The sequence below is a fragment of the Acetobacter cibinongensis genome, from assembly GCF_000963925.1.
Classification (GTDB): Bacteria; Pseudomonadota; Alphaproteobacteria; order Acetobacterales; family Acetobacteraceae; genus Acetobacter; species Acetobacter cibinongensis.
This window is the reverse complement of record NZ_BAMV01000010.1, coordinates 56,744-69,547: the sequence shown is the minus strand read 5'-3', so window position 1 is coordinate 69,547 and position 12,804 is coordinate 56,744. Positions and strand designations below refer to the sequence as shown.

The window sequence follows — 12,804 nt, the reverse complement described above, 5'->3', positions numbered from 1 at the left end:
GGCGTATTAGTGAATGCGCTGCCCGCCAACCCATACTTCCTGCACTATGAATGCACTATCCATCACAACGTAGTCAGCGCGTTTGCCAACTTCCAGGGTGCCTCGGTCTGTCAGGCCAAGGTAGCGGGCGGGGTTCTGGCTGAGCAAAGCGGCTGCTTGTATGAGTGGCGTACCGGCCTGTAGGGCGTTGCGGAGTGCAACATCCAAGGTCAGCACACTGCCAGCAAGGCTGCCATCCGGCAGGCGGACTGCGCCGTCTTTAACAATAACGTCCTGACCGCCTAACTGGCTTGGGCCTTCTGGCATGCCGGTTGCGCGCATGGCGTCTGTTACAAACAGGAGCCTGTTTTCCATAACCTTGTGCGCAAGCCGGAATGTGGCGGGGTGTACATGGTGTGTATCAAAAATCATTTCAGCATAGGCATCGCTGCACATAAGGGCCGTCACGGGGCCGGGTTTGCGGCTGCTGATGGGAGCCATGGCGTTGAACAGATGTGTGGCCCCGGCAATGCCGCCAGCCGCACAGACCTGACAGACTGCTTTTTCTGTCTGCTCGTAACTGGCAACAGTGTGCCCGATACTCACACGCACATTGGCGGCCACAAACTGGTTTATGGCATCTTCAGCGTAAGGGAGCTCGGGGGCGAGTGTCACAACTTTAACGCAGCCTGTAGACAGAGCTTCCGTAACGCGGTCAGACGTAGGGGCAATTGCATACGGGGGTTGGGCACCCAGCTTGTGCGGGCTGACAAATGGCCCTTCCAGATGAGCGCCATGCACCACGGGGCCATTTGAAATTTGGGTGCGCACTACCTCGGCCACGGCCCGTAACGCGTCCATAACATCTGCCCACGGGCGTGTAATGGTGGTGGGGAGAATGGTTGTGGTGCCATGCGAGGCGTGAAATTTGGAAAGGGTATGGATGGCCTCAACTCCATCCATCGTGTCTGCTCCGTTGCCACCATGCACGTGGCCATCAATAAAGCCGGGCAGGATATAGCGGTCGGGTACATTCGGGTTTTCAGCAACAGTGTGAATGGTGCTGGAGAATGTGAGAGAACCTGAGAGGATACGGTCAGGCAGGACAAGGTGGCCGCTAAGAGTATGCATGGTCGAAGGTCTTTACTTGTTTCAAACGTTATCGGGCAGGGTTGCTGCGCATATAAAGCGCTATAAACCCGTAGCCATATAAAGTCAGGCTTGTGAAAACACCTTGAAAACCAAATATGGTTTTAAGCCAGACGAAAAGCTGTGGCAGCACCCCGCCACCGCAATAGGCCATGACAAGAAGTGCCGAGACGAGCGGGGCAAGAGCCCCCGTATTTTTAAGCACCGTAGGAAACAGGCCAGGAAAAATCATGGCATTGGCAACGCCAAGAAGGGCCAGGCACAGCACGGCCCCATATCCATGCGCCACAAAAGCCATCAGGCTTAAAAACCCTCCGGCTATGCAGCAATACAGAGTGTAGCGTTCCTGCGAGCAGAAGCGGGGTGTGCACAGCATGCCCAAACAATAACCCACGAGCATACCTGTTAAAGTGAGTGCAGTGAAAAATCGTGTTTGGTTCAGGGAGAGGCCAAGATCCTGCGCGTAGGTTCCAATGGCATCCCCGGCCAGAACTTCTACCCCCACATATAAAAACATGGCGATGATACCGCACAGAATGCGCGGCGAGGTGACGATAGTCACAAACTTTGAGTGGGTATCGGCCCGCGTGGACGCGCCAGATTTTTCCGGAGCATGAATATCTGGCAGGCTGGAGAGGCTGACCGCAATGGCTGTCAGCACCATAAACAGCGCCATGGCAAGATAAGGCCAGTAAATGCTCTGAACAAATTGGTGGAGGAGGGCTGCGCGGGCTATGGGGTCTGTCATCTGGTTGGCATGAACGGCAACATCCTGAATGGAACCCATAACAAAATAAGCAAGCGTGATAGGGGCCAGAATACCCGCAAATTTGTTGCAAATACCCATAATGGCAATGCGCTGGGCGGCTTTATGCAGCGGGCCTAGAAAACTGACATAGGAGTTAACAGCAGTTTGCAGCAGGGCAAGCCCGCTCCCCACACTCAGCAGGCCCGCAAGGGCACCGTGATACAAACCTGTGGCCATGAATTGCCCCGTGCACGCCATGCCCAGCGCCATGATGCCAAGGGCAACCGAGAGGCTTCGTTTCAACCCGATGCACTGCACGATCCATGAGGATGGGATGGCAAACAGAAAATAAGAGAAGTAAAAAACAAGCGGAATAAGAAAGGCCGCTTTATCATCAAGAGAAAACGAAACCCTGACAAAGGAGATAAGAGGGCCGTTCAACCAGGTTACAAAACCGATTACAAAAAACAAAAGAGCGGTTAGTGCCAACGGTGTCCAGCCATAGGACCCTGCCGGACATAAATCAGGTTTTGAACCAGCAGCTTGCGAGGGTGGTGAGGGTTCCATTTATGCCGCTCCCTTCGCAGGAGAGGAGGAGGCAAGGAGCGCGAACTGTTGTGCCACTGTGGCAATCCAGCCTGTTGTCACCGCCCATCCAGCCGAGCGGGCGGCACGCAGAATACCACCGCCCAAAGGGGGGAGAACCGGAGCCTGCGGTGCGCCGCATACAGCTGTTAGGTCAGCAAGAACGCTGCGGCTGTTGAATACGCTACCAGCGTAACTCCATGGCAGTGTTTCCGTAGGAAAGAAAGCGCGTGCGGTTTGTATGGACCGTGCCAGTTCCGTGGCGGCTTGCGTCAGAAGAAAACGTGCGTGCTGGCAACCTTCCTCCGCCATGCTGTCAACAAGGCGTGCGCACTGGGCAACAGCAGAACGGGGGTGCTTTTGTTCTGCATGCCATCCTAGCAACGCGTCCATCGCTTCCGGGTTGGTGGTCGGCCAGTCCATGTGGGTGCAGAGCCTTTGGGCAAATTCGGCGGCTTCTGGTCGGCGGCCATCCAGCGCCTGGCACAAATGTTCCAGAGCCATACGGCCTAACCAGTAAGCACTGCCTTCATCACCAAACACGCTGCCCCACCCGCCAACCCGTTGGGAGCGTCCCTCGGCATTTTGCGCCCAGGCAATGGACCCCGTGCCCGAAAGCAGCAGAACACCCGCTCCGCCTGCAAACGCACCACCGCAGGCCATATCCACATCATTACTAATGCTTAAGGGCGCATCAGGGCACAGGCTTTGGAGATGAGTTTGGATGTGCTGGCCCATGGCCCGGTTTTCACCATAGCCAGCAAGCCCGAATGCTGAGGCCTGAATACCGGCGCGTATGGGGGTGACCAGATCAGCCAGCACATCGCGCCAGGCGGGTTGATCAAACGGGTTGCTACCGCCTGTTACCCTGAAGTCCTGTATGCGTCCGTCCTGTCCCACCCGAATAGCGGCTGTTTTGGTGCCGCCGCCATCAACGGCCAGAACAGCAGGCAAAGAGCTTGTGACAGAAAGGCGGGGTAGGTCAGACATTACGGTAAGCTCAGTCTATTCTGAAAAATTGTTTCGGAAAGCTTATAAGATGTGCGGGGGAATAACCAGAAGCTCTCTGGCTAACAGCCCTTAACCTCAGGGTAATCTCTCATCATGGCCGGGGGTATGGCGTACTTGCTGGTGCGAGCGTTTTAGAAGGTGTCTTTTTCCCGGCGTAATTTAGCAAACTCCACGCTGTTTTTGGCGCGCAGGAAGGGGTTTGTCTGCCGCTCAAGCCCCAAAGTGGAGGGGAGGGTTGGCTGGCCTGCTGCACGGAGGGCTTTTACGTCTTTTACGCGGGCTTGCAGGGCAGTATTATGCGGGTCTGCATGTAAAGCAAAAGCGGCATTGCCAAGCGTATATTCGTGCCCACAGCAGACCAGCGTTTCGTCAGGCAGAGTGTCAAAACGGTGCAGGCTTGTGAACATCTGCTCAGGCGTGCCTTCAAATAGGCGGCCACACCCCAGACTGAACAGTGTGTCACCACAGAACAGAGCCGGTGGAGCTGTGAAATAGTAGGCAATATGCCCGCTGGTATGGCCGGGCACAGCAAGGACCTGTGCTGTGCTGTTGCCAAGAGCCAGCGTGTCCCCGTCCTCCACAGCCTGATCTAAGGGGGGAAGGCGGTGCACATCTGCCTTCGGGCCGACAATGCGGGATTTGTAAGTGTCCCGCAGGGTTCGGGCACCGTCAATATGGTCCGAGTGGTGGTGGGTCAGTAAAATGAGGTCCAGGCCCAGCCCCAGTTCTTTTAAGGTCTTCTGTATCGGGGCTGCTTCTCCGGGGTCAACAATGGCGGTTTGCCCTGTTGCCTCATCGTGCAGGAGCCACGCATAGTTGTCTGACAAAACGGGAATGGCGCGAATAGATAGGGGCATGGCAGGGACTTCCTTGGCAGGCGTGGGGTGGCCACAGGTGTGTGGTCATGGCGTAGTGGGTTCAGATCATGATAGGCAGAGCTATGAATGATGTCATGCCCTCCATGGTTCCTGGCTTTTATCGTACGCACACGGGGGCCACCTGCGCGGCGTTGTTGCGCGAACGGCTGCAATGGTTCTGGCCAGACCTCAGGCAACAGAAAATACTGGGTATAGGCTATGCAACGCCCTGTCTGGAGGCATGGCGGGGGCGAGGAGCCTTATGTGTGTCTGCGCTTCAGCCGGACTACGTTCTGGATGGGGAGAGAGGGGAACTCCCTCATCAGGATTACGAGAACATACTCTGTGCAGATCCGGCCCTGCTGCCTTTTCAGGATGACACATTTGACCGGATTGTGCTGCTGCATGCCTTCCGGGATGAGGCGCACGCTATGACAGTGCTGCGCGGCGCCAGCCGCGTGTTGCGGGATGACGGGCGTATGCTCCTTATTACACCCAGCCAGTGGTGTGGCCGGTTGCGGCAAAGGCGCACGCCCTTTGCGCGGGAGCCTGCCTTTGGTGCACGGGCATTAGGCCGTATTTTTGACCAAACCATGCTGCATACGGAACGGAGGGACGAGGTCTTGTTTCTGCCAGCCCAGTGGGGCTGCCGCAGTCTGCAATTCGGGCAGGTGACGGATATTGCCGGCAAGGTGCTCGCCCCCGGTCTGGGGAGCCTGAGTTTGATAGAGGTTGTTAAAAATAGTTATTCCATGCTGTCCATGCCTGTTCAGGCACGCCGCAGGGTCTGGCGCAAACGGTTTGCCAGTGTGCCAGAAGGCTGCGGCAAGGTGCCACCTCCCCAGTCCTGAGGCTATCAGGGGCGTATAAAGTGAATGTCCTGATTTTCAGAGCGCCGGACGTGGTGTTATCCGGCAGTTTTTCCTGCTAAAGGCTGCAAGTCTTTTTTGGTGTTGAGGCTGGTTCCATTCTCATCTCTTTTCTTCTTTGCGGGTTACTGGCGCTGTTTGTCGTGGCTGCTGTGCTGGCAATTCTGCCCAAAGGCCTGCTACGGCAAGCCGAGGCGTGGCGGCCGGAAATGCAGGCAGCAGCGTGGTCAGCTATCGGCTTGCTGGCTGTAACGGGCGCCGCATTGCGGGTAGAAGGTGCTGTGAGTTGGTGTCCCGTTTTCGGGCTGGATGGTCCCACACTCCCCATGCTTGTCCTGCTGGCATTTGCTGGCGGTATCATGAGCCAGGGCCGCCGGGGTATGGCGTGCGTTCTGGCAGGGTTGGCGTTTTTGGCGCTCTCGCCCTTGGTGTTCGGGTTGTTGGCAGGGACAGCTCTGGTGTTGCTTGCAGGCAAGGGGCGGCAGGGTGTCTGGTTACCTGCGGCTGTTGTGCCTGCGTGCATTCCTGCGGACAGCCCTCTTTGCCCACCTTTGCTCTGCCTTATGGTTTTGTTACTGGGCTGGTCAGTTTCCGCACAAAAAGGGCCTGAAGCGACTGTGCCCGTCGGTATCGGGGTTTTTCTGCTGGGCCGCCTGCTTTCCGAGACAGGTGTGCTGCACCCTGTGTTTCAGGTCCTGCTCATCCTGAGTGGCTGTTGTGTTGCATTGGGTGGCTGCGTGCAGGCACTGCGGGCACAGCAGGTTCATCGTATTGCCGCAGGGTTGGCGTGCGCCGGTTTTGGTGCCTTGGTCGTACTATTGGCCTTGGCGTTGGCAACCACGCTAGAGGGCATGGACCAGTTTAGAACGGCTGCCCAACTTGGCTTGGGGGCACCATTGCTGGCTATGTTGGCTTTGCTGTGGCTTTGTCAGCCACAGAAGGATGCGGAGGGGAGCTCTGAGCCTACAGGCTTTCCGCCTCTTATTTGCAGCGTTGCTGGTCTTGCCGTGCTGAGCGTGGCTTTGCTTCTGCTTTCCGGGCTGCCACCGCTGGGTGGGTTTTCTGTCCTGTGGTGCCTGGTGAGCGCGGGTGAACTGGCCACGCGTGCTGCGCCGCCCATACAGGCTCTGGGTACAATTCTTGTGCTGGTGGGGGCCGCAGGCTTCATGGCACTGGGTATTCTAGGGCTGGTACGGCTGGGATATGCTGCATTTCGGGGCGGGCAGGGCATTTCTGCTCGTCTGTCTGGGCAGAGTATTCGGAGCGGTTTTTTTCCGCTTCTGCCAGCGGTTATCTGTCTTGTGGCAGCCTGTGTGGTTTCTGTGTTGCCGGGGGCATGGCTAGCGCTACAAGACCACCTTTTTGTTGGCGTGGATGCACGAGACTTCATGTGGTCAAAAGCTTTATCCGTCTGGTTTACGGACACTCCAGTGAGTTTTACGCCACTTTATAGTGTGGCCGCGCTGATGGTCTGTGTGGGTGGCGTTATTGCTTTGGGCCGTGTGTGTAAATTTTATCCCTTCCCAAGGTTGCAGGCTGCGCGACAGCGCTGGCAGGAGGGCGCGCCTCTTATAAAGGTGGATAAAGCGGTAGAAGCTGAGCCCACGGAGCAAGAGGCAGCGGTGTGGACCATGCTTCTGGTTTTCCTAGGCTTACAGAACCAAACGCCCTCTGAATGGGCCATTGTTGATAAAACGGCCGCAGGTGGTCGTTACGTGCAGGCTATACTGTTCAGAAGTGTGGCATGGTGTGAAGCACAGGGCCTTGTGCTGATCCTGCTTTTTCTGGCTGCCGGGCTGTTGTTTGGGCTGTTGGTCGGACAATGACAGTGCCTGCATCTTCCTTCGTGCTGACCTGGGGCTGGAGCCTACTGTGCCTTGCCGCATTGGGGTGCCAGACCGTGCTGATGCTGGTGGCCGCTCCTTTTTTTACCGGCTGGGTTGAACGGCTGGGTGGCCGAATGGCTGGCGAATGCCGCTACAGGGTGAGTGGCCGTTGGCAGGAAATACGGCACCAATTTACCCGTCCGGGCCTTGCTGAGCCGGATCATAAAGCTGGTGCAGGGGTTGTGCGGGCAGGTTTTGTGCTTGCCGTGCTGGGTTGCGGTATGGTGCCGGTGTTTATGCTGTTGCCAGCGGGTTTTCCTGCACCGGGGCTATTGTTGATCTCTGCCGTGCTGGTTCTGGCGTCTTTGTTTTTGTCTTTGCCACTGGTGGCGCAGCCGGGCCGCTATGCGCTGAACGGCTATATGGTGCTGATAGCAGACATATTATTGTTGCCTGCCTTGATACCTGTTCTGGTGATGGTCGGTGGGCAGGATCTCGCTGCTTTTCTGGCCCAGATACGGAGCCTCTCTCCTTTAGGGAATGGAGCCCCCTTTGTGCTGATGGGCGTTGCCCTTTTTGCGGTCGCATGGCGCACCCAGCAAAGTGATGAGGAAGGCGCATGCCCTCTTTCCGGCCCTGACCGTGGCCTGTGGTTGCTGGCGCGGGATTGTGTACGGTTATGCTGGGTTACTTTGGCGGGGGATATCGCCTGGTCCGGCACGCTGTCCCTTCCCGCCACGGCAGGGATGGAAGCATGGGGCATCGGCTGTCTGGAAGGCGGGGGTGCGTGGTTGGTAAAGGTAGCTATCGCCGCTGTCTTGCTGGCACTGACACATCTGGTGGTGTTGCCTCTGCCCAAGCAGGGGCGGGTACGGCTGGCTACGGTTTTTCTGCTAGGCCTTCTGGCGTGGCAGGTGGCCTACCCTGTCCTGACCCCACAGCAGGAACCTTCCAGCACAACAGCCGCTGCTGCCCTGCAAAACCCGATTTATGGTGATGACGGGGGCGTGCAACCATGACACTAGCCGCGATATTAGCGCCCCTTTTGGCACTGTGTGTTGTAGCGCGTGGCATAGGGTTTTTGTCAGCGTTAGGCGTTGTTAGCGCAATAGCAATGCTTGTGGATGGCACGGACCCCCTGCATCAGGCGGGGGCAGCATTTGCCCTGCTTTTTGCCATCGGTCCGGTCTGGTTTCTCAGCTATTATCAGCAGGATAACCTACCAGAGCGGAGCGGCCCAGCCGTACCATTTCTGGCTCTTGGCCTTATGGTTGTGTTGATGCTGGCAGGGTCACGCCCCGGCGTGATGGCGTTTCCATCCGGCCTTTGCATCGTTCTTGCTGGTCTGGTTGCTGTAACGTGTCGGCAGGCTATGGTCTGGCAGTGGGCCGGTTTGCTGACATGTGTTGAAGGCGTGCTGTTATCCGGCATCATACAAAAACACCTTATGGTTGTGGGCGTTACCGTTCTGGCAGGGGTGCTGATTGCCGTATTGGGCGGTATGTGCGTTCATCGTGTTCTGCCTCGTCTGGCTGTGGTCAGGGCTTCCGGTCGTCGTCAGGGATCCAAACGCAAAAAAGGTAAAAAGGAGCCGGGGAGCGCTCTTGGGGCTGCCGATGCTGCGCCCCATCCTGATTATGTGCCCAAGCCGCCTCGTTATGATGGGGCCGATACACCATGACATTTCCTGTTTTTCTGGCCGCATTGGCTTTTGCATGGCCCTTGCTCGGCGCTGCCGTGGTGATGAGCCTGAATACTCCCCGGAGCAGGGAGGTCGCTGTGTGGATGGCTGGCGGAGGGTGCGTGCTGGCTGCTGCTGTTTTCCTGTTTCCGGCAACGGGAGCCGCCGCTACCGGATGGGATGATGACCCCGTGCAACGTGCCGGGCGCGTCATGCTCGCCTTTGGTTTGCTGCTGACGGTGCTTGAGGCCAATACCATCCCAAACCGTTTTCTGCGTGGGTTGCCTCATATTTCCACCGCCTTGGCCGGTCTGGCCTGTGTAACGCCGGACCCTATCGTGGGCTTGGGGATTCTTGAGGCCTCTCTGGCGTATGGTGTGTTTGTTGTCAGCCGCCCTGCCGGGCAGGCTATGGCGGGCTGGGCGTTGCTGCGCACAGGGTCTGTGGGCATGTTTCTGGTGCTGGCCGGTTTGCTGCTGCCTGCGGGGCAGGCCGCGTCCGGTCTTTTGCTGGCGTGCGGTATTGTGATGCTGGCTGGTCTCACACCGTTTGGTCAACCCTGGCGTGAGGAGAACGACACATTGTTGTTCCTGCCTTTTGCCGGGGCAGCGATTCTTCTGTCCATGCGGCTCAGGCCGCATGGTGGGGACGCGTTTGATACGGCCCTGATTGCTGCAGGGCTTGCCTCTGTCTGGCTAACGGCGTGTGCTGGCAGGTCGCATGATGGGCTGCGTATGTTCCGGACCTTTCCTTCCGCACTGGCGCTTATTGCTGTGGGCACGAAGGCAGATGTCGCCGCTCTTCTGTTTTTGTGCGGGTGGTGCCTGGCAGGCGGGAGCCGCTCTGAGCGCTCTTGGGCTGCGCGAACACTGGCGTGTTTTCCACCCGGCGCACCGTTTGTCGGGTGTCTGCTTTTACTGTCCATGATGAGCGACTGGTCGTGGGTTTTTACAGTTCTGACACTGGCCGGTATTTTATGCGCTGTTGTGCGGGCGGTGCCCGTACAGGGTGAAGGGCATGCGGTGTGGCCGCAGGATGCGGCGGGCCGCGTGGCGTGCGTGGTGCTGGTTGTTACTGGGTTTCTGGTGCCTCTTGCCATGATGCTAGGGGCATTCTGATGGACGTTGTCGCGCATATTCACGCCGGTCAGCCCACAGAAACACCATGGCGCTTTCAACTGGACGAAATGGCATGGCGTGACCTTGTAGAGGGTCTGAAGCATGACAGCCTGCCATTTGTCGGGCTGTGGTGTGATGGTGTGGCGGTGCATGCCCTCTTCATGCCGCATGGGACCCAGCCTCTGGCAGCCTCTCTCATGCTGGAAGGGGGGCGTTACCCGGCACTTTCTCCCGCGCGTGCTGTTTCCAGCCTGTATGAACGCATGATTTTTGACCTGTATGGTGCAGAAGCCATGTGGGCAACGGATGTCCGGCCCTTGGTGGATCATGATGTCTGGGCAGAGACAATGCCGCTGGCAGCAGCACCCGGTGGGGCCGGTAGTAACAAGACCATGCTGACATTTCAGCCGTCTGAGGCCATGCAGGCAGCAGGGGGTGTAACGGCGGGGAGTGGACCAGCATCAGGTGGGCGTGAGTCTCCCCTACATATTGCGCTGGCTTTGGATGGTGACGTCATTCGTTACGCTGAAACCGTAACGGGATACGCGCATAGAGGCATGGCTCAGCGTTTAAAGACATGCCGCGTGGAGGATGCCAACCGTCTGACTGGCCGTTATGTGGCCGGGGCGTGTGCAGCGCATCAGGCTGCCTTTTGTCAGGCTGTTGAGGCCGCGTGTGGCGAGAGCATGGGGCCAGAGGTCAGCCTTCTGCGGGTTGTTGTGCTGGAGCTTGAACGTGTTAGCACACATCTGTTCACACTCGCTGGTATTGCCCGGCAGGCCGGAGCCGTGCTGGTGGCATCACGGTGCATGTGGTTCCGGGAAAAGCTGCTGACAGAAGCCGCGCCCATTATTGGCTCGCGTTTGATGATGGACCATTGCGTACCGGGTGGTGTGAACCTGCGTACAGCCGCAGCTATGGGTGAATTATGCAGCAAGCTGGCTGAATTGGGAGAGGAGATTTACCCTGATTTGGTCACGCTATGGCAAAGCTACCCGGGGCTTTCAAGCCGCCTTGTCGGGCTAGGTGTTGTGGATAGCGCCCTACTGGAGCAAGTGGGGCTGGATGGCCCGGTAGCCCGTGCTGGCGGCGGCGATTGCGATTATCGCCGTGACATGCGGGCTTATGACGGCCTGTGGCGTTTTACATCCGGGCGGCATGACGGGGCGGTGGAAGACCGTGCGATCATACTGCTGGAAGAAGTGGGTGAGAGCCTGCGTATGCTGAATACGGCAGGGCCAAAGCTAGGCTTGTCAGCAGGTGGGCGCATAGACTTGTATTATGAGGATGGAGAAGGCATTGGCATGGCTGAAGGGCCGTGGGGCGCTGTTCTCTATTGGGTCAGGTTAAAGGATGGTCGGGTTGAACACGCTTTTGTTCGTGACCCGGCATACTCATCCCTGTTGGCGCTGGAAGCCGTTCTGCCAGGGCAAAATGTGGCGGACCTTGGCCTTATCCGGGCATCGTTGGGTGTGACAGCATCCGCGCTGGATGGCTAAGCAGACAGTAAAGAAGAGAAGGCAGTAATTATGGGGCTTATCCGGGCCGTATTTGACGCCAGCTTCCGGCAGGGTAGCGCGCGGTTAAAGCCCGTTGGCCCGCGCTGGCCGCTTCTCTTGTTTCACGTGGATACAGGCGGTTGTGGCGGCTGCGGGATGGAGCTGGAAGCTCTGGCTGCGGGTGGTTACGACATGCAGGGTGCGGGGTTTGGTTTTGCCTCTACGCCGCAGGGCGCTGATGTCCTGCTGATTACCGGCGCACTCACGTATGCCATGGCCCCGGTACTGGAAGCCGCATGGAAGGCCATGCCTACGCCCAAAGGTGTAATCTGTGTTGGAAACTGCGCCATAGATGGCGGCCTGTTCCCGGAAAATTATACCATTATGGGGGGGCTGAACCGTAAGGTTCATATTAATCTGCGTATCAAGGGGTGCCCGCCTACACCGCAGGAGGTGCTGGACGGGTTATGTTCCTTGTTCGGGCAGCGTGCGCCAGCGGCTGCTTATGCTGGCGCGTCTTCGTCTTCTACATCTTCCTGAAGGTCTTCAGCGGCTTTTTTTAGGCGGCTGAAGCTCAGGCGGCTGAGGGGCAGCAGCAGCATGTAAATAACACCGGCAGCAGCCAGTGCCGCCCACGGGTCAGCCACCAGAATAACGGTATAAATACCGGTGCTCAGCATAACCGGCAGAACATATTTTGCCGGAACCTTGAAGTTTTTAAATGACCAGACAGGCAGCGTAGAGACCAGCAGCAGAGCTGTGCTGATCAGGGTAAAGCTGGGCATGTAGGGAAGGCGCGTGAGATGATAAAGCCAGTCTATATTCAGCTTTTCAGCTTCCAGCCCTAAAAAGAGCGGGAAGAGGGCCAAGCCAGCCCCGGCAGGCGCAGGCACCCCTGTGAAGAAGTTACTGGCGTATTTGGGTTTGTCTTCTTCCCCATCCAGCATGGCGTTGAAGCGTGCAAGGCGCAGAGCCATACAGACTGTAAAAATAAGGCATGGCAGAAAAGCATATCGACCGCCCTCCCGCAAAGCCCAGAAATACAGCATGAAAGACGGCGCAACACCAAAGCAGACAAAGTCCGACAAGCTGTCAAACTCAGCCCCAAACCGGGTGGACCCACGCAGCAGCCGGGCAATGCGCCCATCCAGCCCGTCAATGCAGGCGGCAATAACCAAGGCAATGGCAGCAGCCTGAAAACGCCCGTCTACGGCAAAGCGCATGCCCGTTAACCCGGCGCACAGTCCCAACATTGTTAAAATGTTGGGAATGAGCCTGTTGAACGACGTGCCCTTGATTTTTGTGCGTACCCGCCGCCTTAACCGCCTGCGGCGTTGCCCTTTACCCGCGGCTGCATAACCACCCGCACCTTGTGGAGCACGGGTTTGAGCAAGGTGCTGGTCTGGCACGGACAGTCCTGCCTCAGAACCGACCGAAGAAGACGTGGGTATGGAGGGAGGGGGCTGCTGCATGACCACAGGG

General features: G+C 57.7%; 12 protein-coding genes. 7 read left to right on the top strand and 5 right to left on the bottom strand.

Annotated features, from left to right (window positions below):
- Positions 1-6: 6 nt before the first annotated feature.
- From nagA to gloB, 4 genes are all read right to left on the bottom strand, one after another.
- Complete coding sequence (gene nagA / locus Abci_RS06105) at positions 7-1,110, bottom strand: N-acetylglucosamine-6-phosphate deacetylase (protein ID WP_048838263.1); 1,104 nt, start codon at positions 1,108-1,110, stop codon at positions 7-9.
- 28 nt (positions 1,111-1,138) lie between these two features.
- Positions 1,139-2,443: a glucose/galactose MFS transporter gene (gene gluP / locus Abci_RS06100; protein WP_048838262.1), complete on the bottom strand. Its 1,305-nt coding sequence runs from the start codon at positions 2,441-2,443 to the stop codon at positions 1,139-1,141.
- Positions 2,444-3,451 carry an N-acetylglucosamine kinase gene (locus tag Abci_RS06095; protein WP_048838261.1) on the bottom strand — a complete coding sequence of 336 codons (1,008 nt, stop codon included), beginning with the start codon at positions 3,449-3,451 and terminating at the stop codon, positions 2,444-2,446. It lies immediately after the preceding gene.
- A 152-nt stretch (positions 3,452-3,603) separates the two neighbouring features.
- Positions 3,604-4,329, bottom strand: coding sequence for a hydroxyacylglutathione hydrolase (gloB, locus tag Abci_RS06090; RefSeq protein WP_048838260.1), 726 nt, complete (start codon positions 4,327-4,329; stop codon positions 3,604-3,606).
- 68 nt (positions 4,330-4,397) lie between these two features.
- Here gloB and Abci_RS06085 point away from each other — a divergent pair, with 68 nt between their 5' ends.
- The 7 genes from Abci_RS06085 (at position 4,398) to Abci_RS06055 (ending at position 11,862) form a co-directional block, all read left to right on the top strand.
- Positions 4,398-5,180 carry a class I SAM-dependent methyltransferase gene (locus tag Abci_RS06085; protein WP_084597550.1) on the top strand — a complete coding sequence of 261 codons (783 nt, stop codon included), beginning with the start codon at positions 4,398-4,400 and terminating at the stop codon, positions 5,178-5,180.
- A 161-nt stretch (positions 5,181-5,341) separates the two neighbouring features.
- Positions 5,342-7,024: a hypothetical protein gene (locus tag Abci_RS06080; RefSeq protein ID WP_048838258.1), complete on the top strand. Its 1,683-nt coding sequence runs from the start codon at positions 5,342-5,344 to the stop codon at positions 7,022-7,024.
- Complete coding sequence (locus tag Abci_RS06075; protein ID WP_048838257.1) at positions 7,021-8,043, top strand: hypothetical protein; 1,023 nt, start codon at positions 7,021-7,023, stop codon at positions 8,041-8,043. Before Abci_RS06080 ends, Abci_RS06075 begins: the two co-directional genes overlap by 4 nt.
- The gene (locus Abci_RS06070; protein WP_244877596.1) at positions 8,040-8,705 is read left to right on the top strand and encodes a hypothetical protein; all 666 of its coding nucleotides are present in this window, start codon (positions 8,040-8,042) and stop codon (positions 8,703-8,705) included. The genes Abci_RS06075 and Abci_RS06070 overlap by 4 nt, the downstream gene beginning before the upstream one ends.
- Entirely contained in the window at positions 8,702-9,823 is a 1,122-nt protein-coding gene (locus Abci_RS06065; protein ID WP_048838256.1) for a hypothetical protein, read from the top strand. Before Abci_RS06070 ends, Abci_RS06065 begins: the two co-directional genes overlap by 4 nt.
- A complete protein-coding gene (locus Abci_RS14495; RefSeq protein ID WP_048838255.1) occupies positions 9,823-11,322 on the top strand; it encodes an NADH-quinone oxidoreductase subunit D-related protein in 1,500 nt (499 codons plus the stop codon). The genes Abci_RS06065 and Abci_RS14495 overlap by 1 nt, the downstream gene beginning before the upstream one ends.
- Before the next feature lie 30 nt (positions 11,323-11,352).
- Positions 11,353-11,862, top strand: a complete 510-nt coding sequence (locus Abci_RS06055) for an NADH-quinone oxidoreductase subunit B family protein (protein WP_048838254.1) — start codon at positions 11,353-11,355, stop codon at positions 11,860-11,862.
- On the opposite strand, the gene Abci_RS06050 is transcribed toward Abci_RS06055, so the two are convergent.
- Positions 11,826-12,794 carry a CDP-alcohol phosphatidyltransferase family protein gene (locus Abci_RS06050; protein WP_084597549.1) on the bottom strand — a complete coding sequence of 323 codons (969 nt, stop codon included), beginning with the start codon at positions 12,792-12,794 and terminating at the stop codon, positions 11,826-11,828. The two genes, Abci_RS06055 and Abci_RS06050, sit on opposite strands and share 37 nt — an antisense overlap.
- Positions 12,795-12,804 lie beyond the last annotated feature (10 nt).

Bases quoted from the DNA above. Each gene is read 5' to 3' on its own strand.
- nagA (WP_048838263.1), bottom strand. From the start codon at position 1,110: ATGCATACTCTTAGCGGCCACCTTGTCCTGCCTGACCGTATCCTCTCA.
- gluP (WP_048838262.1), bottom strand. From the start codon at position 2,443: ATGGAACCCTCACCACCCTCGCAAGCTGCTGGTTCAAAACCTGATTTA.
- Abci_RS06095 (WP_048838261.1), bottom strand. From the start codon at position 3,451: ATGTCTGACCTACCCCGCCTTTCTGTCACAAGCTCTTTGCCTGCTGTT.
- gloB (WP_048838260.1), bottom strand. From the start codon at position 4,329: ATGCCCCTATCTATTCGCGCCATTCCCGTTTTGTCAGACAACTATGCG.
- Abci_RS06085 (WP_084597550.1), top strand. From the start codon at position 4,398: ATGATAGGCAGAGCTATGAATGATGTCATGCCCTCCATGGTTCCTGGC.
- Abci_RS06075 (WP_048838257.1), top strand. From the start codon at position 7,021: ATGACAGTGCCTGCATCTTCCTTCGTGCTGACCTGGGGCTGGAGCCTA.
- Abci_RS06070 (WP_244877596.1), top strand. From the start codon at position 8,040: ATGACACTAGCCGCGATATTAGCGCCCCTTTTGGCACTGTGTGTTGTA.
- Abci_RS06065 (WP_048838256.1), top strand. From the start codon at position 8,702: ATGACATTTCCTGTTTTTCTGGCCGCATTGGCTTTTGCATGGCCCTTG.
- Abci_RS14495 (WP_048838255.1), top strand. From the start codon at position 9,823: ATGGACGTTGTCGCGCATATTCACGCCGGTCAGCCCACAGAAACACCA.
- Abci_RS06055 (WP_048838254.1), top strand. From the start codon at position 11,353: ATGGGGCTTATCCGGGCCGTATTTGACGCCAGCTTCCGGCAGGGTAGC.
- Abci_RS06050 (WP_084597549.1), bottom strand. From the start codon at position 12,794: ATGCAGCAGCCCCCTCCCTCCATACCCACGTCTTCTTCGGTCGGTTCT.